This is a genomic window from Cupriavidus sp. Met-2 (assembly GCF_049843575.1).
In the GTDB taxonomy this organism is placed as follows: Bacteria; Pseudomonadota; Gammaproteobacteria; order Burkholderiales; family Burkholderiaceae; genus Cupriavidus; species Cupriavidus metallidurans.
In genome coordinates, this window is sequence record NZ_JBBHZL010000007.1 from 16895 (window position 1) to 36191 (window position 19297).

Annotated in this window: 20 protein-coding genes; 6 read left to right on the forward strand and 14 right to left on the reverse strand. The window is 64.6% G+C overall.

Annotation, left to right across the window (positions count from 1 at the left end; genetic code table 11):
• Positions 1-5: 5 nt before the first annotated feature.
• The 4 genes from WD006_RS16195 to tcuA form a co-directional block, all read right to left on the reverse strand.
• Positions 6-986 (reverse strand): Bug family tripartite tricarboxylate transporter substrate binding protein, encoded by a 981-nt coding sequence (locus WD006_RS16195; protein ID WP_029309424.1) that lies wholly within the window; start codon positions 984-986, stop codon positions 6-8.
• 200 nt (positions 987-1186) lie between these two features.
• Entirely contained in the window at positions 1187-1975 is a 789-nt protein-coding gene (locus tag WD006_RS16200; protein WP_011518702.1) for a class II aldolase/adducin family protein, read from the reverse strand.
• A 42-nt stretch (positions 1976-2017) separates the two neighbouring features.
• Positions 2018-3190: a tricarballylate utilization 4Fe-4S protein TcuB gene (tcuB, locus tag WD006_RS16205; RefSeq protein ID WP_029309423.1), complete on the reverse strand. Its 1173-nt coding sequence runs from the start codon at positions 3188-3190 to the stop codon at positions 2018-2020.
• Positions 3177-4610 carry an FAD-dependent tricarballylate dehydrogenase TcuA gene (gene tcuA / locus WD006_RS16210; protein WP_029309422.1) on the reverse strand — a complete coding sequence of 478 codons (1434 nt, stop codon included), beginning with the start codon at positions 4608-4610 and terminating at the stop codon, positions 3177-3179. Before tcuA ends, tcuB begins: the two co-directional genes overlap by 14 nt.
• Before the next feature lie 318 nt (positions 4611-4928).
• Between tcuA and WD006_RS16215 the strand changes: the two genes are divergently transcribed.
• Both WD006_RS16215 and WD006_RS16220 read left to right on the forward strand, forming a co-directional pair.
• Complete coding sequence (locus tag WD006_RS16215; RefSeq protein ID WP_029309421.1) at positions 4929-5306, forward strand: hypothetical protein; 378 nt, start codon at positions 4929-4931, stop codon at positions 5304-5306.
• Positions 5303-5719: a PIN domain-containing protein gene (locus tag WD006_RS16220; protein WP_029309420.1), complete on the forward strand. Its 417-nt coding sequence runs from the start codon at positions 5303-5305 to the stop codon at positions 5717-5719. Before WD006_RS16215 ends, WD006_RS16220 begins: the two co-directional genes overlap by 4 nt.
• Positions 5720-5892: 173 nt before the next feature.
• Here WD006_RS16220 and WD006_RS16225 read toward each other — a convergent pair whose 3' ends face one another.
• The 4 genes from WD006_RS16225 to WD006_RS16240 all read right to left on the reverse strand — a co-directional run bounded on the left by WD006_RS16225 (position 5893) and on the right by WD006_RS16240 (position 9503).
• Complete coding sequence (locus WD006_RS16225; protein WP_011518696.1) at positions 5893-6843, reverse strand: LysR family transcriptional regulator; 951 nt, start codon at positions 6841-6843, stop codon at positions 5893-5895.
• A 111-nt stretch (positions 6844-6954) separates the two neighbouring features.
• On the reverse strand, positions 6955-7668 hold the full coding sequence (locus WD006_RS16230) for a 4-carboxy-4-hydroxy-2-oxoadipate aldolase/oxaloacetate decarboxylase (protein WP_029309419.1): 714 nt from the start codon (positions 7666-7668) through the stop codon (positions 6955-6957).
• The gene (locus WD006_RS16235) at positions 7665-8402 is read right to left on the reverse strand and encodes a PIG-L deacetylase family protein (protein ID WP_011518694.1); all 738 of its coding nucleotides are present in this window, start codon (positions 8400-8402) and stop codon (positions 7665-7667) included. Before WD006_RS16235 ends, WD006_RS16230 begins: the two co-directional genes overlap by 4 nt.
• Before the next feature lie 93 nt (positions 8403-8495).
• On the reverse strand, positions 8496-9503 hold the full coding sequence (locus WD006_RS16240) for a tripartite tricarboxylate transporter substrate binding protein (protein ID WP_011518693.1): 1008 nt from the start codon (positions 9501-9503) through the stop codon (positions 8496-8498).
• A gap of 100 nt (positions 9504-9603) precedes the next feature.
• Here WD006_RS16240 and WD006_RS16245 point away from each other — a divergent pair, with 100 nt between their 5' ends.
• Positions 9604-10491 carry a LysR family transcriptional regulator gene (locus WD006_RS16245; RefSeq protein WP_029309418.1) on the forward strand — a complete coding sequence of 296 codons (888 nt, stop codon included), beginning with the start codon at positions 9604-9606 and terminating at the stop codon, positions 10489-10491.
• A 68-nt stretch (positions 10492-10559) separates the two neighbouring features.
• On the opposite strand, the gene alaC is transcribed toward WD006_RS16245, so the two are convergent.
• The 4 genes from alaC to WD006_RS16265 all read right to left on the reverse strand — a co-directional run bounded on the left by alaC (position 10560) and on the right by WD006_RS16265 (position 13845).
• A complete protein-coding gene (alaC, locus tag WD006_RS16250; RefSeq protein WP_011518691.1) occupies positions 10560-11777 on the reverse strand; it encodes an alanine transaminase in 1218 nt (405 codons plus the stop codon).
• A gap of 143 nt (positions 11778-11920) precedes the next feature.
• Positions 11921-12322, reverse strand: a complete 402-nt coding sequence (locus WD006_RS16255; RefSeq protein ID WP_011518690.1) for a hypothetical protein — start codon at positions 12320-12322, stop codon at positions 11921-11923.
• Positions 12323-12421: 99 nt separating this feature from the next.
• Positions 12422-13234 (reverse strand): siderophore-interacting protein, encoded by an 813-nt coding sequence (locus tag WD006_RS16260; protein WP_011518689.1) that lies wholly within the window; start codon positions 13232-13234, stop codon positions 12422-12424.
• Entirely contained in the window at positions 13231-13845 is a 615-nt protein-coding gene (locus tag WD006_RS16265; RefSeq protein WP_035833748.1) for a PadR family transcriptional regulator, read from the reverse strand. Before WD006_RS16265 ends, WD006_RS16260 begins: the two co-directional genes overlap by 4 nt.
• A gap of 294 nt (positions 13846-14139) precedes the next feature.
• On the opposite strand from WD006_RS16265, the gene WD006_RS16270 reads away from it, so the two are divergent.
• On the forward strand, positions 14140-14868 hold the full coding sequence (locus WD006_RS16270) for an SDR family oxidoreductase (protein WP_060784142.1): 729 nt from the start codon (positions 14140-14142) through the stop codon (positions 14866-14868).
• A gap of 57 nt (positions 14869-14925) precedes the next feature.
• The gene (locus tag WD006_RS16275) at positions 14926-15519 is read left to right on the forward strand and encodes a 2-hydroxychromene-2-carboxylate isomerase (RefSeq protein WP_029309415.1); all 594 of its coding nucleotides are present in this window, start codon (positions 14926-14928) and stop codon (positions 15517-15519) included.
• Between the two features lie 97 nt (positions 15520-15616).
• Here WD006_RS16275 and WD006_RS16280 read toward each other — a convergent pair whose 3' ends face one another.
• Positions 15617-17164, reverse strand: coding sequence for a methyl-accepting chemotaxis protein (locus WD006_RS16280; protein ID WP_029309414.1), 1548 nt, complete (start codon positions 17162-17164; stop codon positions 15617-15619).
• Positions 17165-17381: 217 nt separating this feature from the next.
• Between WD006_RS16280 and WD006_RS16285 the strand changes: the two genes are divergently transcribed.
• Positions 17382-18530: a DSD1 family PLP-dependent enzyme gene (locus WD006_RS16285; RefSeq protein ID WP_029309413.1), complete on the forward strand. Its 1149-nt coding sequence runs from the start codon at positions 17382-17384 to the stop codon at positions 18528-18530.
• Between the two features lie 25 nt (positions 18531-18555).
• Here WD006_RS16285 and WD006_RS16290 read toward each other — a convergent pair whose 3' ends face one another.
• Positions 18556-19041, reverse strand: a complete 486-nt coding sequence (locus WD006_RS16290) for a hypothetical protein (RefSeq protein ID WP_029309412.1) — start codon at positions 19039-19041, stop codon at positions 18556-18558.
• Positions 19042-19297 lie beyond the last annotated feature (256 nt).

Below are 19297 nucleotides of genomic sequence, written 5' to 3' on the forward strand. Positions count from 1 at the left end.
GAATTTCAATCGACAGTGGCACCGGAGGCCTTGACCACGACCTTCCATTTCTCGTATTCCTTGCGCGTGAAATCACCGAACTGCTGCGGCGAGCCGCCGACCGGATCGGCGCCTTCACGGACCATCTGCGCCTGCAGCGACGGCAGGATCTCATTCACGGCCTGATTGACCCGGGTGACGACCTCGGCCGGCGTGCCCTTCGGTGCGAAGAAGCCGAACCACGAGCCAGCCTCGAAACCGGGGAAGCCCTTCTCCGCCACCGTCGGCAGATCCGGCAGCGAGCGGGAACGCTTCGCGCTAGTCACCGCCAGCGCACGCAGCTTGCCAGCCTGGATTTGCGAGATCACCGATGGAATCGTGGCGAACATGAACTGGACGCGCCCCGAGAGCAGGTCGTTCAGCGCATCGGCGCCCTTGTAAGGCACATGAGTGGCCTGGGCACCGATGCGTTCACTGAACATGAAGCCCGACAGATGCGACGACGTCCCCACCCCGGTCGAGCTGTAGTTGAGCTTGCCCGAGTTCGCCTTGGCATAGGCCACGAACTCGTCGAAGTTCTTTACCGGCAGCGCGGCCGGCACGACGAGCACGTTCGGCACGTCGGCGATCTGCACCACCGGCACCAGATCGGCCAGCGGGTCGTAGTTCAGGCGCTTGTAGAGCGTCTGGTTGATCGAGATCGGCCCCACCGAGTTGACCAGCAGGGTGTAGCCATCGGCCGGCGATCGGACAACGTACTCGGTGCCGATATTTCCGCCCGCGCCGGGACGGTTGTCCACCACGAAGGATTGCTTGAAACGCTGGGCAAGTTGCTGGCTGACGCTACGCGCCAGCATGTCGGTAGTGCCGCCTGCGGTGAAGGCCACTACCACACGCACGGGCTTGGCCGGATACGGAGTGCCTTGCGCCGACGCCTGCGCGGCGAACGTGAAACCAGTGGCGGCCAATGCAGTAGCCAGCCATCGAACGGGGGCGAATCGATGCATGTCTTGTCTCTCTTGTTTATATAGTTCTTCTGCGCACCGGGACGGTTTTGCGCGCGCCCGGCGCCATGCCACCAGTCGGGACCCGCGATTCGGGGCACGGATCCCGCCGGTTCGCCGCAAGCCATCCACGCCTCTGCGGGCGTTGGATGGCGTTCAGGCTTTCTTCTTCAGATGCAACGGGAATGCGTTGCTTCGGCTTCCTAGTCGCGGAAGCTGGGGTCCAGGCGATCAAGCTTGCGCAGCAGCGCCGGCCACTCCATGACGCCGTACGGACGGCGCGTGCCCGGCTGATAGTTGTTCCACGTGGCTTCCAGCACGTCCGCCGGCACCTGCTGCAGCGGCGTGTTGCACGACATCGCCGCCACTTGCGAGCGGCAGGCCAGTTCAAGCCGATGCATCCAGTTGAACGCCTCGCCCACGGTATTGCCAACGGTCAGGGCGCCATGATTGCGCAGGATCAGCGCCTCGCCCTTGCCCAGGTCTTCGAGTAGCGACGCCTGTTCGGCGGTATCGAGCACCACGCCCTGATAGTCGTGATAGCCGATCTTCAGGAAGCGCATCGCCGTCTGCGTGACCGGCAGCAGGCCGCACGCCAGGGACGACACCGCCATCGACGCCCAGCTATGGGTATGGATCACACACGCCACCTCGGGCCGCGCGTGATGCACCGCGCTGTGAATCACGTAGCCGGCCTTGTTGATGCCGTAGTTCAGCGAACCGAAGTCAGGCTTCGACAAGATGTTGCCCGCGTGGTCCACCTTGATGAGGCACGATGCTGTGATCTCCTCGTACATCATGCCGTACGGGTTGATCAGAAACGCATCCTCTTCATCCGGCACGCGCACCGAGATGTGGTTGGCCATCATGTCGGCCATGCCATAGAGCTCGACCAGCCTGTAGCACGCGGCGAGATCGACGCGCGCCTGCCACTCCGTGTCGCTACACTGGCCGCGCATCGAGGGAATGTTAAGCACACCCGGTTTCGTCATGATCCTGTCTCCCTTTTCGGTTTCTTGATTCGATTCGATGTCTTAGTCGGCGCCCAGCGCGAGATCGCTCGGCCGGCGCTTTTCGATGTTGTACTTCAGTAGCGCCGCGCAGCGGTAGATGCCATGCGCGAACTTGCCGTACGGCAGCGTCAGGAACAGCGCCATGACGATGCCGAGGTGAACTGCCAGCGAGGTGGCCATCGCGCCGGTATCACGCAAGGCCAGCAACACCAGTCCGCTCGCGCTGGTCAGGAACAGCAGCGCGATGAATCCACGGTCCATCGGCTTCTGATCCGGATCGCCAGTGCGCGGGTCGCGCCGCACATTGAGCCAGAACAGACCGGCGGTGCCGATCAGCAGGCCGATGCCGCCGACCGTGCCAAGCAGCACAGGCAGGCTCGTCAGCGCGTAAGGTGCGTGCAGATCCAGCAGGTAGTGATACAGCGTTGCCACCGTCGTCGCGGCAAAGCACAGCATGAAGCCGTAGAAAGTGAAATGGTGGAAGCGCCGGCGCAGCAGCGTGAACGCGTCGTCCTCGTTGTTGCAGCCTTCGCCGTGCCCACCGCCGAGATACTTGAGCCGCAGCGCATCGTGCGCGGCGCCTCCCGCGGCCGCGCCGCCGTCATCACTGGCTCGCGTGCCGGGCGTTACCTGCCGCCAGAACCGTGTCACCCCGATGCCCAGCGCGAAGATGGCGAAGACGAACACCACGCCGAACATCACTGCCAACAGGTTGTGCGGGAAGATTGCGTAGAAGTTGCCGGCCAGCGGCGCGTGCAGCAGGCTGCCGCGCATCGCCAGCACCATCAGCAGGAACAACGCCAGACCGCCGGCCAGCGCCAGCGCTGTAGTCAGCCCCGCGCGCCGGTACAAACCGCCGAGCGCGGCGGGGAAAGCGTAGTCGCCGTAGGTCTGCACGCGCACCTTGGCCATCGCCTGCGGAATATTGACCGCGAACTCGTGCGGCGGCGCGTACTGGCAGGCGTGATAGCAGGCGCCACAGTTGTGGCACAGATTAGCCAGGTAGTGGATATCGGCCTTGGGAAACTCCAGCCGGCGCGTCATTGCCGGGAACACCGCGCAGAAGCCCTCGCAATAGCGGCAGGCGTTGCAGATCTGCAGGGTGCGTGCCACTTCACCCTCGTCCGCAGTCAGCGGCAGCGCGCCGCGCGCCAATGCCGCGGCCTCGCGCGTCAGCGCTTCAAGATGTTGCATATTCCTTTTCCGTTGATGCCTGTGAGGCACGCCTGGCCATGCCCTTTGCCGCCTTGGCGGCCTGCGTGCCGGCAATCCGGCCGAACGCGGTGCCGATCGCCATGCCGACGCCAGCGGTATAGCCCTTGCCGAGCACGTTGCCAGCCATCATCTCGCCGGCCACGAACAGGTTGTCACTCGGCCTGCCATCGAAATGCACGGCCGACTCTTCGTTGACCTTCAGTCCCAGGTACGTGAACGTGATGCCTGGGCGAAGCGCGTAGCCGAAGAACGGCGCGGTGTCGATCGGCCGCGCCCAGTGGGTCTTGGACGGCGTCACGCCTTCGGTGTGGCAATCGTCCAGCACCGTGTGGTCGAACTTGCCGACCCGGCACGCGGCGTTGTACTCGTTGATCGTCCGCATGAACGTGGTTTCGTCGAGCCCGAGCTTGCGCGCGAGTTCCGGCAACGTATCGGCCTTGACGCCCGGGAACACCGGCGGCATGAAGCGTCCGACCGCCTTTGCGTCGATGATCGAGTAACCGATCTGCTGTGGCTGCTGCGCGACCAGACGGCCCCAGATCGCATAGCGCTTGGGCCAGAAGTCCTCGCCTTCGTCGTAGAACCGCTCGGCGTTGGCGTTGAGCACGACCCCGAGCGAGACGCAATCGATTCGCGTGCAGATGCCACCGTCGTAGAGCGGCGCGCGCGCGTCGATAGCCACGCAGTGCGACTGTGACGGGTCACCGATTGCGTCGGCACCCGCGGCGATCATGTGCTTGAGCAGCACGCCCATGTTGAAGCGGGTGCCGCGGATCAGGAAGTTGTCGGCGGGCCATTCGCCCCGCTCGTTCTGGCCCCAGGCCTCCCGCAGCCACTCGCGGTTCGATTCGAATCCGCCGGCCGCCAGCACGCAGGCGCGTGCTTCAATCCGCTCGGCGCCGATACGCGCGGCCACGAAACGGCTGCCATCGAGCTCGATGGCGTCGACCGGGGCGTTGTAGCGGATCTGCACGCCGAGCGCCTCGGCGCTGCGGTAGTACGCATTGACGAGCGCCTTGCCGCCGCCCATGAAGAACGCATTGGTGCGAGCCACGTGGAGCGCGCCAGACAACGGTGGCTGGAAATGCACACCATGGCTGCGCATCCAGTCCCGGCACGACGACGACGCGCGGATTGCAAGCCGCGCCAGCTTCTCGTCGGTCAGGCCGCCGGTCACTTTCAGCAGATCCTGCCAGTACTCTTCTTCGGGGTACGCGTCGACCAGCACGTCCTGCGGAGCGTCATGCATGCAGCGCAAGTTGCGTGTGTGGGAGGAGTTACCGCCGCGCCATTCTCGCGGCGCGGCTTCCAGCAGCATCACGCTGGCGCCCGCTTCACGGGCCATCAGCGCGGCGCAAAGGGCGGCATTGCCGCCGCCGATCACCAGGACGTCGATCATGACCGGGCGTCCTGAGTGCGGGGATTGGGGGTGGGGGTGGAAATTGACACGCCTTTCTGAGCCTTCCTGGAGTCTGTCCGGGACTGTAGCTGCCCGCTCCGGGCCTGCTAACCCGTTGACTGGCATGGGGGCATCACGATTTGTGATGGGGCAACCAAACCGGGCCCGAGGCGGCAAACAGAGAGCGGAGGTTCGCGATGAGGCAGCAGGGGCGGCCTTTCAGATCCGTCTCATATCTATCCCGGCGGCGCTGGCCCAGAGTATCGAACAAGGCACTCACGGTGCCGCTCTCTCAACGCTCAAGGAGCCGTTCACATCATGGATGACACCATCGAATTCAGTACTTCCAGGCCAGCCAGCCAGACCGGCACGGAAGGCCCCTGCCCCCATCTGCTGGCATTGCGGGGCTGTATGCGGCACGATGGCCCGCCGCTGACACCCGGGCAGATCGACCTGCTGATCGAAGCCTCTGTCATGGAAGAATTCATGTCCAGCATGGGATGGGACCCCACCACCGTCGTCAATGCGGGAGACTGGCCGGCACTCGAGGACATGCCGTACGCCGGAGGAGCGGCGAACCCGCTGTTCGGCTGCCTGGCCCAGACCTACCGCGAGCAGGGCGTGGAGTTCTATGTGCCGAACACGGATTTCTTCCGGCCACTAGCCGCTGGCCAACCCGGAAGGCGTCAGGGATGATCGGGCTGGATACCTGCGTGCTGGCGCGGCTGATCCTGGACGACGATGCCGTGCAGTCGCCGATCGCCGCCGGTCTGGTCGCCAGTCTGACCTGTCAACGCCCCGGCTACGTGTCGACGGCGGTCATCCTGGAACTTGCATGGGTGATGCAGCGGCGCCGCTCGCGGCCCGAGATCATCCGGGCCATATATCGCCTGCTCAGGAGCCGGGCGCTGCGGGTCGAGTCCGCTCCGGTCGTCTATCGCGCGTTGTCGATGTTCGCCTCGGGGAACACCGGTTTCACCAACTGCCTGATCGACCGTGCCGCGCACGCAGAAGGCTGCGAATACGTCGCCACGTTCGATCGCGCCGCCGGCCACATGCCCGGCTTTCGCGATATTGGGCGTCATCCGTACCCGCTATCCCTCCACTAAGAGGCGCTATCAAAATGAAGCGAAGCGATTCTGGCTAGGGTGAAGCAGGGGTTTCGGCTCGTATGCGAGCCGCCTGCGGAACGGCATGTGCCTGCGAGCACATGCGCGCCCTGCAAGGGGGCGGCCGCAGACAGTACAAGTGGACCGGCCAAGGCCGCGCAACGACGCCAGAATCATTTTGATAGTGCCTCTAGCAGCCGTGCCCCGCGCCAACCTCCCGATCGCACCAGACCACGCGCCGTATCGGCCAGCACCACCCGCAGCGCCAGCGCAGCGGGTGACAACTCATCGTCCGACAGACTGCAAAGCAGGTTCTGGCGACCTACCTGCGGATCGTCGATATGCGCCAGGTGAAAACGCGTTTCCGCATCGGGATAGCGCCCCACTGCGGCCCATGGCTGCAGCGTGGTTCCAAAGCCCATGTCGACGGCATCCATCAGCATCGCCAGCGAGTCGATCTCCTGCGTGACATGCGGTACAACCTTGGCCCGGGAGAATGCCGCATCTAGCGTGCTGCGCAGACCATGAACACCGGTGGGCATGATCAGCGGCACCTCGGACAGATCGGCCATGGTCAGACGCGTGGGCGGCTCGGCCTTGCCCTGCGGCAAGGCATTGCGGGACTGAATCAGGAAGAGCGTTTCCTCGAGCAGCGGCATGACCGTCCAGCGCCGCGCGGCATGCGTATCGAACAACACGGCCAGATCGAGCTGGCGCGCATTGAGCATCGCGGTCAGGTGTCCCGACAGGCTCTCAACGATATGCAGTCGCACGTCGGGATAGCGCTCGCGCATCGCGCGAATCAGCGGCACACCGATCACCGAGGCCGTGGTCGGCGCCAGCCCGACACTGACCGTACCGGTCAGCCGCGCCTGATGCGCAGCGCGCCGCGCCTGCTCCGCGTGACGCAGAGTAAGCTGGGCTTCGTGAAAGAACGCAAGGCCCGCTTCGGTCGGCGTCACGCCGTGTGGCGTCCGGCGCAGCAGGCGCGTGGCCAGTTCGCTCTCGAGCCGGCTGATCTGCTGGCTGACGGCCGATTGCACCATGTCGAGCTCAAGCGCCGCCCGGCTCATGCTGCCGAGTTCGACCACTCTCACGAAGTATTGAAGCTGGCGCAATTCCATCTGTGTCCCCTGGCATCGCTACCGCCGATTCCGGCGGCAACGATCATCATCTCGTGGGACGTCTTATACCAGATGGGAAACGCGGCGGGCCGAGATGCCGGCTCCGGGGTCTCAGGCTTCGTTGGCGCCGCTGTACCAGTCGACAGTCTGATCGAGGTAAACCAGACCCTTCTCAGCCAGACCCGGACGCATGTTGTACATGTCGACGCCCAGCACGCCGGAGGCCAGCTTCTCGCGCTTGCCAGCTTCCAGCGCCTCCCGCTCGGCCGCCTTCGCGGCGATGTCCGCCGCTTGCGGTCGCGCCACGACGACCACACCGTCATCGTCCGCGACGATCACGTCCCCAGGGCGTACCAGCGCGCCGGCACAGACCACCGGTATGTTGACCGCGCCAACGGTCTCCTTGACCGCGCCCTGCGCGGAAATCGCGCGGGACCAGACCGGGAAGCCCATGGCGTTCAGCGTCGACACGTCGCGCACACCGCAGTCGATGATCAGCCCGCGCGCGCCGCGCGCCTTCAGCGAAGTTGCCAGCAGATCGCCAAACACGCCGTCTGTGCAGTCGCTCACCAAGCCCACCACCAGCACATCGCCAGGCTGAACCATTTCCACGGCCACGTGGATCATCCAGTTGTCGCCGGGATGCATCAGCGCCGTGACGGCACAGCCCGAGATTGCCGAACCGGACTGGATCGGCCGCAGATATGGCTTCATCAGCCCGGTACGGCGCTGGGCCTCATGCACCGTCGCCACGCCGAACTTGCCAAGCGCTTCGACATCGCGCGACTCGGCGCGCAAGATATTGCGATAAGCGACGGTTCTCATGCCAGGACCTCCGAGACTTGCGGGAAAATGCGGGCGTAGCCCTCACCGTGGGTAATCTTGCGATCGGAGTTGCGCGTTGCCTGCGCGCCCCGCTGAAGCGCGACGCGGGTGTAGTACTCCCACAGGTGTTCCTGCGCGGCCATGGTCGTGAACGCGCGCTGCTTCTTCTCCCAGACCGCGGAGATATCGAGCAGCACGTCCGGCTTCCAGTTGCACTGCTCCGGCTGGTGCGGCTCGAACAGGAACACAGGCGGCGCGCCGATCACCGGCACCTCGGGCTTGTAGCCATGCGCCTGGGCGATGATGCGCGCTTCCTGCGCCACGTGAGTGGCCAGTGGATGATCGAAGTTATAGATGTCTTCACGCGAGTGCGTCAGCACCAGTTCCGGGCGAATGTCGCGATAGATGTCGGCCAGCCGCAGCAGCGCCTCGTCGGGCACGCGCAGCGGATAGTCGCCCAGATCGAAGCATTCGAGCGTGCCGCCCAGGATCTCGGCAGCGCGCTCGGCTTCCTCGCGACGCGCGACCTTGACCCGGTCCATCGTCATGCCCGGCTGCCGCCACATCTTCGCGGACTCGCCGCGCTCGCCGAACGACAGGCACACGATGCGCACGTGATAACCGCGCTCGGCGTAAAGCGCGATGGCACCGCCCGCGCGCCAGACAAAATCAGCGGCGTGGGCGCTGACCACCAGGATGGAAGGCTTTGCAGCCGAGGCTTGTTGTACGGACATGGCAATACGAAAGACGTTTTCGAGAAAATGGACGCAGTCGGGCGCCCGGATGTGGCCTCGATCAGCCGCTCAGTTGGGCGCTCAGCCGGCCACTTAGTCGGCGGTAATCCCGGCCTTGCGGATTACCCCGGTCCAGGTCGTGGTTTCCGAGCGGATGAACTGGCCGAACTGCTCGGGCGTGCCCGAGACGATCGTCACACCGAGCTGACCAAGCTGCTTGCGCACGTCGGCATCGTTCAACGCGGCGTTGGCCGCCGTGTTCAGCGCCTTGACGACCGGCGCGGGCGTCTTGGCGGGCGCAACGAGTCCCCACCAGACCGAGGCGGTGAAGGCGGGCAGCCCTTCCTCCTTCGAGGTCGGGACATTGGGCAGCAACGCCGAACGGCTGGCGCTGGCCACCGCCAGCGGCCGCAACGTGCCGGACTTGATATGGCTGATCACTTCAAGCGGATTGATCGGCATGAACGTCAGGCGTTCGCCGATCAGGTCGGTAATGGCGGGCGCGCCGCCTTTGTATGGAACGTGCAGCACGTCGATGCCGGCGGACTCCTTGAGCATTTCGCCTGCAAGGTGGCCCGAACTGCCGTTGCCGGCCGAACCGAAGCTAAGCTTGCCCGGTTCCGCCTTGGCTTGGGCGATCAGCCCCTTCATCGACGTGATGCTCGACTTGGCCGGCACCACCACCACCAGCGAAGCCTCGCCAATCCGCGCCACTGGCGCGAAATCCGTGGCCGGGTTGAAGCTGAGCTTGTTGAACAGCGCCGCGTTCGTCGCCAGGCTGTTCGATGCCATCATGATCGTGTAGCCGTCGGCCGAGGCCTTGGCCACGAAATCCATGCCGATATTGGTGCTGGCGCCGGGGCGGTTATCGACGATGATCGGCTGCTTGAGTTGCTGGCTCATTCGCTGGCCAACCGAGCGAGCCACGATATCGACCGCGCCGCCCGCCGCATACGGCACGACCAGCCGGATTGGGTGGTCGGGATATGCGTCGGCACGGGCCGTCTGGGCGCCGATTGCCAGCGCGGTGGCTAGCATTGCGGCCAGAATCGGGCGGCTCCCGCCCTGCAAAGCATGAATACGAGCGAGCCCGCGCAGCATGATGTCTCCAGATGTTATTAATCTCCTGGCACATTCTCGGCGCGGGCCGTGATACTGTCCAATATGTTTTCAGGTGGCTCGTTATTTCGAATTCGTATCAATGGACTTTCGCCAACTTCGCTATTTCGTGGCCGTGGCCGAGGCGCTGAGCTTCAGCGAGGCCGCCCGCCGGCTGCATGTCAGCCAACCGCCGCTCAGCATCCAGATCAAGGCACTGGAAGATGAACTGGGCAGCCCGCTGCTGGAGCGGTCGCGCCATCACGTGGCGCTGACGCCGGCCGGAGAACTGTTCCTGGACAAGGCACGGGCGGCACTGGCCAATCTCGACGAAGCGCGTGACGTGGTCAGGCAGGTGGCCTCCGGAGAGGCAGGAGAGATACGCGTGGGGTTTACGGCGTCCGTGCCGATGCAGGATGTCTTTCCTCGCGCCGTGCACGCCTTCCGCGAGGCACATCGCCATGCCCGGCTCGAACTGGTGCACATGTCCACCGGCCAGCAGCTCCAGCAACTCGAAAGTGGCGAAATCGACATTGGATTCCTGCGTCCCTCACCGCAGTTCCGGCCACCGGCGCGTATTGAAGTGCGGGAGGTCCTGGCGGACCGTCTGGTGGCGGTGCTACCGCTCGGCCACCTGTTGGCGCGATCGAACGAGCAGACGGAGATCGACATCAGCGAACTGTCCGGCGAGAGGTTCCTGCTGTTTCCCCGCGGACTCGGTTGCGGCCTGTTCGATCACGTGACCACACTGTGCAATCGCGCCGGATTCGCGCCGAATGTCGCGCAGGAAGCGCGCGAGGCCACCACGATCATCGGCCTGGTAGCCAGTGGTGCCGGGGTGTCGGTGCTACCGGCGATATACGCGCGCACGGGCATCCCCGGCGTGGCGTACCGCGCCATCGCCGGGCCCGACGCAGGCAGCCGCATCCTGATGGCGCATCGCGCGGATGCGCTATCGCCGATCATGAAACGGTTCGTGGGATATTTCTGAGGTTGGGAGTTGCCGATTGCTGGCTCCCCTCTTCCGCTCGCGGAAGAGGGGAAAAAACCAACTGCAGATCAGCCGCCTGGCGCCGTCACCAGCCCATCCGCGCGGAACATCGCCTTGATCCCGCGCACCGCCTGACGGATACGCGATTCGTTCTCGATCAGCGCGAATCGCACATACTCATCGCCGTAGTCACCAAACCCGATACCGGGGGAAACCGATACCTTGGCCTTGGCCAACAGTTGCTTGGCAAACTCTAGCGAGCCGAGCGCGCGATAGGGTTCCGGGATACGGGCCCAGATGTACATCGAAGCCTTTGGAATATCGACTGGCCAGCCCGACTCGATCAGCCCGCGTGCCAGCACGTCGCGGCGCGACTGATACTGGGCGGCAATTTCCTTCACGCACTGTTGGTCGCCCTCGAGCGCGGCGATCGCCGCCACCTGCAGCGGTGTGAACGTGCCATAGTCGTGATAGCTCTTGATACGCGTCAGCGCGGCCACAAGGTCGGGATTGCCGACCATGAAGCCGATCCGCCATCCCGCCATGTTGTAGCTCTTGGACAGCGTGAAGAACTCCACCGCGATGTCCTTCGCGCCCGGCACCTGCATGATCGACGGAGCCTTCCAGCCATCGAAAACGATATCGGCATAAGCCAGGTCGTGCACCACGAAGATGTCGTGCTTGCGCGCCAGCGCAATCACGCGTTCGAAGAAATCGAGCTCCACGCAGGCCGCCGTCGGATTGGACGGGAAACCCAGCACGATCATCTTCGGCTTCGGGTAGCTGCCACGAATCGCGCGTTCCAGTTCGGCGAAGAAGTCGATGCCCGGCGTCAGCGGCACTGAGCGGATGTCTGCCCCCGCGATCACCGCGCCATAGATGTGGATCGGGTAGCTGGGGTCGGGCACCAGCACGGTGTCGCCACGGTCCAGCGTGGCCAGCATCAGGTGCGCAAGGCCTTCCTTCGAGCCGATCGTGACAATCGCCTCCTTGTCCGGATCGATATCGACGTCATAGCGTTCGCGGTACCAGTGCGAGATCGCGCGACGCAGGCGCGGGATGCCCTTCGACGCCGAATACCCGTGCGTGTCCGGCCGCTGCGCGGCGTCGACGAGCTTGGCCACGATATGCGGCGGCGTGGCGCCATCGGGGTTGCCCATGCTCATGTCGATGATGTCCTCGCCACGGCGGCGGGCGGCCATCTTGAGCTCGGCGGTGATATTGAAAACGTACGGGGGAAGACGATCGATGCGCGCAAAGCGGCGCTTGCCGGAATCGGCAGTCATGTGGAGTCCTTTACGTAAGCGCCCGGAACCGTCCGAGCGACGTCGCGACCGTTGTCTCGGTCGCTGGGGACTGAATTTAGCAAGACGCGCGCAATCGCACAACCAATAAATGGCACACGTCGATCAACGCGCGTCGCGCTGCGTTACTGGAACATGCCGCCGGGTGGCTGTGTCGGACGATCCGGAGGAAGATGGCGCACGATGCAATCGAGCGCATCGGCATTGGACTTGGTACCCCCCATCGACCCGGCAATCGCGTCGCGATACTGCGGCACATTGATGCGGCTGTAGTAAAGCCTGGAGGTTTGGTCGAGCCAGTAGACGTAGTCGCTGTCGCTATCGGTGGTGCCGCTGCGCAGCCACTCGCCCAGGTTGTGGTTGCCAAGCCGCGTGTCGGCGCACGCATCCTGGATCGTGTTCAGATATTTGTTGAGGCCATGGGCCTCGTAGTTACGCACGGAGTCGGGGGCGCACGCCGCAGTGCCAACAGTGGCGACGATGGCGGCGGCAACAGCGAACAATGGCGACAGGCGAAGGCGCGGCATGGCAGATCCCTGTGTCGATGAGCGTGGCGATTAGTGTATCCGCGCCACGCCCCTGCCGGAGCCCGCGACGAAAAATTTCAGATGTCGCGATTCAACTCTTCAGTCATCGATCGTTTCATGCACCGCCGCATTGCCGCGTTTCCAGTAAGCCGATGCGCGAATACGCGACTTGTCGATGCCGCGCTCGCCCACCAGATACTGGCGCACCTCGCGCATCGCGGCGGCCTCGCCAGCAGCCCAGACGTAGCCTTCGCCCTGCGGCAAACTGAGCCAGCGAAGCGTCGGCGCAAGCTGGCTACCCTCGGGTCGGCCTTCGCGGTGAACCCAATGCACTTGCGCATTCGGCCCGGTCGCGAGCGGAATCTGCGCCGAGGCATCCGACACTTCCGCCACCACGATCACACGGGCGTCCGGGCCCAGCTCCTCGATACGGCGAGCCATGGCCGGCAGCGCAGTGTCGTCGCCGATCAGCAGATGCCAGTCGAACCCGTGCGGGATCACGAACGAACCGCGTGGGCCGCCCACGCCGAGATACTGGCCCGGCTGCGCTTGCGCCGCCCAGGTGGAAGCAGGCCCGTCGCCATGCAGCACGAACTCGATGTCGAGTTCGCCGGCTGCGTTGTCGTATCGGCGGGGCGTGTAGTCGCGTGTCTCTGGCCGGGGCTGCCCTTCCGGAAAACGGATGCCGTCGGCCCCCACTTCTGGCAACGCAGGCTTTTCCGCTCCCGCGGGCGGGAAGAACACCTTGATGTGATCGTCGAACGAGCCGGAGACGAAGTCCGCGAGGTCTTCGCCGCCCAGTGTCACGCGCAGCAACTGCGGCGATACCCGGTGCGTGCGCAACACCTTGAGCAGGCGCATCTTGAGCGGATGGCGGACGCGCTCGACTGTCAGATTGCGGTCGTCATTCATGCGTTCTGGTCTCCCGATTCGATGTCATCCGCCGCGCGGTTCAGGATGGCGGCAATCCGGCGCTGTTCGTCTGGAGACGCACCGCTGCGAAGCGCCAGCGCCTGCTTGAGTCGCATCCGCGACGTCACGAACTCGGGCACCCATCCGCCCTGCTCGGGCTCGCGCTGCGGCTCGCCGCGCATGGCCCGGCGCATCCAGTCCATCTTGCGTGCCACGTGCTGTAGCCGTGCCAGCATCTGCTCCAGCCGCTCACGGTTCTCTTCCAGATAGGCGCGGCCGGCGTCTGCCAACTGGTAGCGCTTCTTGTTGCCCTCGGTATCGACCGTTGCGTAGCCGAGGTCCTCCAGGAAAGTCAGCGCGGGGTAGACCACGCCCGGGCTCGGCTTGTAGAACCCGCCCGTGCGTGCCTCCAGCGCCTTGATCAGCTCATAGCCATGCGACGGCTTTTCCTCTAGCAGCGACAGCAACAACAGTTGCAGATCCTCGGCGCTGAACTTGCGGCCACGGCGCAGGCTTTCGCCATCGAAGCCATCGGAGCCGTCCCAATCGCCACCGCCGCCACCAGACCAGAAGCTGCCGCCTCGGCCCATCGCATGGATCAGCACGCGCAAGCCAGCGTGACGCTGCCCGCGCCAATGCCCATGTCCACCGTGCCGCGCTTGATGACCTTGGCGACCTTCGCCCCTACCCTCAGAACCAAAGCAGTCCCTCATGATTGCACTCCAACAAGTCTTACGATGCATCTTACGATATATATCGTACGATATAAAGTCAAGGACGAATTCTCGGGCGCACGATACGGGAACGTTCCTGTCATAATGCAAGCCACTACGCAAACACCCAGGACACCCAAGGCATTCCACGCAGCACCATTTCCGCAATTCAACCTGGCAGGAGGAGACACCGTGCCTGAGAAGAAAGCCATCCTCGTCGTCGGCGCCGGCGACGCCACCGGGGGCGCCATCGCCCGCCGCTTTGCCCGCGAGGGCTATGTCGCCTGCGTCACCCGACGCAATGCCGACAAACTCGCGCCACTGGTCGAGCAGATTCGGGCCGAAGGCGGCGAGGCCCATGCCTTTGGCTGCGACGCGCGCAAGGAAGAAGAGACGGTTGCCATGATCGAGCGCATCGAGCGCGATATCGGCCAACTGGAAGTCGCGGTGTTCAACATCGGCGCGAACGTGAATTTCCCGATTCTGGAAACCACCTCGCGCGTCTACTTCAAGGTCTGGGAGATGGCCTGTTTCGCGGGATTCCTGATGGGCCGCGAAGCCGCGCGCGTCATGGTGCCCCGGCAGCGCGGGTCGATCTTCTTCACCGGCGCCACCGCAAGCACGCGCGGCCGCGAGGGCATGTCGGCATTCTCGGGCGCGAAGCACGCGCTGCGCGCGCTGGCGCAAAGCATGGCACGCGAACTTGGCCCGAAGAACCTCCACGTCGCCCACCTGATCATCGACGCCGCCATCGACACCGCCTTCATCCGCGACAATTTCCCGGACCGCTACGCCACCAGGACACAGGACGGCATCGTCAATCCGGAGCACATCGCGGACACTTACTGGATGCTGCATCAACAGCCACGCGATGCCTGGACCCACGAACTCGATCTGCGTCCCTGGATCGAACACTGGTAATCGCCCTCAAGCCAGCATTGCCAAGAAGCACAAAGCCGGACACAAAGGAGACATGCAATGACCAAGCAGGTGGAATTTTTCTTCGATTTCGGCAGCCCCTACTCGTACCTGGCGTACAAGGAACTGCCTCGCGTGGCGGCGCGTACCGGCGCAACGATCGTGTGGCGGCCGATGCTGCTGGGCGGGGTGTTCAAGGCCACCGGCAACCATAGCCCGGCCGAGATTCCGGCCAAGAGCAAGTGGTCGTCCGGCGATACCGAACGCTGGGCCCGGCGCTACGATGCACCGTTCCGGCACAACCCGTTCTTTCCGGTGAACACGCTGGCCCTGATGCGTGGCGCGATCGGCTACCAGCGCAAGGGTGACGCCGAGTTCCACCGCTATGTCGACGCGATCTTCAGCGCGATGTGGGAACACGGCAAGAACCTCAACGACCCGAACGAGATCGGCAAGGTGCTGGTGGCGGCGGGATTCGACCCGCGCGAGGCACTGACGATGCTCGACGACCCCGAGGTCAAGGCCGAACTCAAGCAGGTGACCGAAGAAGCCGTGGCACGCGGTATCTTCGGCGCGCCAAGCTTCATCGTCGATGGCGAATTGTTCTGGGGCAACGACCGGCTGACGTTCGTCGAGGAACAACTCGCCAGCTAACGCCACCTGCCCGGGTAAATCCCCCTCGGGCGGCCCTTCAGGTTGCCCCTCAGGTTGCCCCTCAGGCGGCCCCTCAGGCGGCCCCTCAGGCGAACCATCAAGCCGCCAGCTTGAACGTTGTCACGGCGGCGGCAAGCTGGTTGGCCTGGGATTCGAGCGAATCTGCGGCAGCAGCAGCCTGCTCCACCAATGCAGCGTTCTGCTGGTTCACCTGCTCCATCTGCGACACCGCCTCGCTGACCTGCGAGATACCTGAAGACTGTTCGATCGATGCCGCCGAGATCTCGTTGACGGTATCGGCCAGTCGCCGCACGGCCACCACGATGTCCTCGATCGTGCTGCCGGCCTGCTCTACCTGCGCGCTGCCGGCGCCTACCTTGTCGACGGACGAATCGATCAACGACTTGATCTCCTTGGCGGCTCCTGCGCTGCGCTGAGCCAGCGCGCGCACCTCGCCAGCCACCACCGCGAAACCGCGACCCTGCTCGCCAGCACGTGCCGCTTCCACGGCGGCATTGAGCGCAAGGATGTTGGTCTGGAATGCAATGCCGTCGATTACGGCGATGATGTCCACGATCTTCTGCGAGCTGGCGTTGATCTCGCTCATCGTCTGCACCACGCCGCGCACCACCTCGCCACCGCGCGATGCCAGATCCGCCGCATCGCGGGCCAGGCCGCTGGCGCGCGTGGCGCTCTCCGCGTTATTGGCCACCGTCGACGTCAACTCCTCCATGCTGGCGGCCGTCTGCTCCAGCGCCGACGACTGCTGCTCGGTACGCGACGACAGGTCGGTATTGCCCGCGGCAATCTCCCGCGCGCCTGTTGTCACCGCATCGGAGCCCGCCCGCACCTTCGCCACGGTGTCCGTCAGCCCATGCTGCATTCGCGACAGCGCGCGCAGCAACTGTCCGATTTCATTGCGGCCGGCTTCGGGCACCTTGATCGTCAGATCGCCGTCCGCCACGCGCATGATCAGGTCGCACGCCTGGTGCAGCGGCGCCACAACCAGCTTGCGCAGCGCCAGATGCACGACCACGATCAGCAGCACCGACGCCACCATGCCGACACACACCAGGATCAGCACCCGGTTGAAACGGGTGCTGATCCTGGCGATCACGGCTTCAGTGTGCTGGGTGGCGAGCGCCTCGAAACGCTCGACATCAGCTGAATACTTCATACCTGTCGCGGTGATGTCCTTGTCGTTGATCGCCACGAAGCCATCGGGATCATCCTTGCGCAATGCTTCGAGTCCCCGTTGCACAGCGTCATTGTGTGCCCGTGCGACAGCAACCATGCCGTCGCGTGCCGAGGCATCCAGCCCCTCCAGAACAGGCGCGCTGGCAAAGCGTTCCAACGCATCGGTGGACTTGCGGATCGAGCCCTCCGCATTGCCGATTGCCTCGGCGTTGACGCCGCCGCCGGCTTTGGCCGAGTTGTACGCACGCGTCAGCGCAGCGCGCGCGCGTGTCATGTCCTTGTAGGCGCTGTTAAGCAACTGCACGTGCGCCGATACCTGATGCATGTCCTCCGCGGACTCGCTGGCTGCGTACAACTGGGTCACGCCCAGCGCGGCGCCAAACACGATCATCAGGCCGAAAATCACCAGGGTCGCCAGCAGGCCGTGGCGGATGCTCAGGTTATTCATGGGGCTCAACAGATAAGGGTGCAAGCCCGCCTTAACGACGCCCTCGTCTGAAGCTTGAGCCTACCCATGATCTTCATTTGCGATAGATCAAATGCGAGGCTTGCGAGAGGCTTTTTCAGCACTCCCGGGCGACGGCATGGCGGACCGTGCTACGCTGTCTCGCGCATTGTGTGGTACGTATCGCCGGTCCTGTCCCCCAGTCAACCGCCATCTCGCCATGTCCATCGCCTTTGACCTGCCTCCCGCCGCGCGTCCCGGCCAGCCCGTAGACGCCATCGACACACCTTCGCTCGTCGTCGACCTGGATGTCTTCGCCCGCAACATCAGCCGGATGCAGGCCGCGGCCGACGCGGCCAGCGTCAAGCTGCGTCCTCACGCCAAGGCACACAAGTGCCCAGACGTTTCAGTTGCGCAGATCGCCCAGGGCGCAGTGGGCATCTGCTGCCAGAAGGTAAGTGAGGCCGTGCCGTTCGCGCGCGCCGGTGTCCACGATATCCACATCAGCAATGAACTCGCCAGCCCGGCCAAGGCGGCGCTGCTGGCCGAACTGGCCCGGCATGCGCGCGTGAGCGTGTGCGTCGACGACGTCGCGCAGATCGACGCACTGGCCAGTGCTGCCTCGGCGGCGGGCAGCGCGGTCGATGTCTTCGTCGAAATCGACGTCGGCCAGGGTCGCTGCGGTGTGCGGGATGCATCCGAAGCGCTGCGGCTCGCAGAGCGCATCGCGAATCAGTCGGCACTGACATTTCGCGGCCTGCAGGCATACCACGGCGGCGTCCAGCATCTGCGCGGCTGGGCCGAGCGTCGTGACGCCGCCGCACGGGCTGCCGAGCGCACCGGTAGCGTCATCGCACGCCTTGGCGCAGTCGGCGTGCGCTGTGACGTGGTGACCGGGGGCGGCAGCGGCAGCGTGGAGTTCGACCTGACCAGTGGGGTCTATACCGAAATCCAGCCAGGTTCCTATGTGTTCATGGACGCGGACTACGGCAGCAATGCCTATACCGGCACGCTGCGCTTCGAACATAGCCTCTTTATCGCCACCACGGTCATGAGCGTGGCGGCGGGAGACCGCGTGATTCTGGATGCGGGACTGAAGTCGATGGCGGTCGATTCCGGGCTGCCGTGGATCTGGGCCGAGGGCGCGGCGTCGACGACGCTCGACTATGTGGCGGCCAACGATGAGCACGGCATCGTGAAGCCACGCCGCGCCGACACCCCCGAGGCATTGCCCGCACTGGGCAGCCGCGTCATGCTTGTGCCGGGCCATTGCGACCCGACCCTGAATCTTTATGACGAGATCGTCGGCGTCCGGGCCGGCGTGGTGGAATGTGTCTGGCCGATCAGCGCGCGTGGGCTAAGCCGCTGATTGCCGGAACTTGAGCGCCCGCCCGCTACGCGAGTTGGGCGGCGATTTCGTTCAGATCGGCCCGCGCCCAGATCGCGCCGGTCCAGGCCTCGAAACGGAGATCCGACAATGGAATCGGCATCAGCGTGCCAAGCCAGTCAGTCGGCGCCGCGCCGCAGCGCAATCCGTTGGCCACCATCGTCATGGCCTCGGGCACGTCGATTTCCGCCACACGCGTGACGGTCGGCCACGGCACCAGGCGCACGTCCAGCGCCGACAGGCCGAATCGATAAAGACCAAATCGGGTATGCAGCGCCCCGCGCGTCAACGTGTGACGCGCCTGACCCAGCCCGTCGTCCTTGCTCGCCGACGGGTCCCACTGCTGGTTGCGTGAGAACCAGAGAATCTCCTGCTTGCCCAGGTGCGGCTCCCGCATCAATGCCGCGGCCGGCACGAGACGCCCGGCGCGCGCGATCGCGGCCAGTGGCGTGCCCACCGTGTAGTGCCAGACATAGTCGGGTTGGTTGTTCATGATGCAACTCCTCCAAGCGCCCTGCTCACTTACCAGACTGGGGGCGGGAAGCCCTGATCACAAGCAAGGTCACGGCTTGTTGCACCCGCAACAAGAATGGGGTCAGACGCATCCAGCATGGGTGCCACCTCCCTGCAGCCCAGGACTGGCGCGGCTTTCTGGGAAATATCGGTAAATTCGCGGCCGCGCCACTGCGTCAAAATTCGAGGGAAGCGTCTAAAACCATAGCACACGGTTTGGTGCATCGCAGCACAAT

Excerpts from the sequence above, each read along its gene's own strand:
- WD006_RS16280 (WP_029309414.1), bottom strand. The coding sequence starts at position 17,164 with ATGAATAACCTGAGCATCCGCCACGGCCTGCTGGCGACCCTGGTGATT.
- WD006_RS16235 (WP_011518694.1), bottom strand. The coding sequence starts at position 8,402 with ATGTCCGTACAACAAGCCTCGGCTGCAAAGCCTTCCATCCTGGTGGTC.
- alaC (WP_011518691.1), bottom strand. The coding sequence starts at position 11,777 with ATGACTGCCGATTCCGGCAAGCGCCGCTTTGCGCGCATCGATCGTCTT.
- WD006_RS16230 (WP_029309419.1), bottom strand. The coding sequence starts at position 7,668 with ATGAGAACCGTCGCTTATCGCAATATCTTGCGCGCCGAGTCGCGCGAT.
- WD006_RS16200 (WP_011518702.1), bottom strand. The coding sequence starts at position 1,975 with ATGACGAAACCGGGTGTGCTTAACATTCCCTCGATGCGCGGCCAGTGT.
- WD006_RS16255 (WP_011518690.1), bottom strand. The coding sequence starts at position 12,322 with ATGCCGCGCCTTCGCCTGTCGCCATTGTTCGCTGTTGCCGCCGCCATC.
- WD006_RS16225 (WP_011518696.1), bottom strand. The coding sequence starts at position 6,843 with ATGGAATTGCGCCAGCTTCAATACTTCGTGAGAGTGGTCGAACTCGGC.
- WD006_RS16285 (WP_029309413.1), top strand. The coding sequence starts at position 17,382 with ATGTCCATCGCCTTTGACCTGCCTCCCGCCGCGCGTCCCGGCCAGCCC.
- tcuB (WP_029309423.1), bottom strand. The coding sequence starts at position 3,190 with ATGCAACATCTTGAAGCGCTGACGCGCGAGGCCGCGGCATTGGCGCGC.
- WD006_RS16215 (WP_029309421.1), top strand. The coding sequence starts at position 4,929 with ATGGATGACACCATCGAATTCAGTACTTCCAGGCCAGCCAGCCAGACC.
- WD006_RS16240 (WP_011518693.1), bottom strand. The coding sequence starts at position 9,503 with ATGCTGCGCGGGCTCGCTCGTATTCATGCTTTGCAGGGCGGGAGCCGC.
- WD006_RS16275 (WP_029309415.1), top strand. The coding sequence starts at position 14,926 with ATGACCAAGCAGGTGGAATTTTTCTTCGATTTCGGCAGCCCCTACTCG.
- tcuA (WP_029309422.1), bottom strand. The coding sequence starts at position 4,610 with ATGATCGACGTCCTGGTGATCGGCGGCGGCAATGCCGCCCTTTGCGCC.
- WD006_RS16195 (WP_029309424.1), bottom strand. The coding sequence starts at position 986 with ATGCATCGATTCGCCCCCGTTCGATGGCTGGCTACTGCATTGGCCGCC.
- WD006_RS16290 (WP_029309412.1), bottom strand. The coding sequence starts at position 19,041 with ATGAACAACCAACCCGACTATGTCTGGCACTACACGGTGGGCACGCCA.
- WD006_RS16245 (WP_029309418.1), top strand. The coding sequence starts at position 9,604 with ATGGACTTTCGCCAACTTCGCTATTTCGTGGCCGTGGCCGAGGCGCTG.
- WD006_RS16260 (WP_011518689.1), bottom strand. The coding sequence starts at position 13,234 with ATGAATGACGACCGCAATCTGACAGTCGAGCGCGTCCGCCATCCGCTC.
- WD006_RS16220 (WP_029309420.1), top strand. The coding sequence starts at position 5,303 with ATGATCGGGCTGGATACCTGCGTGCTGGCGCGGCTGATCCTGGACGAC.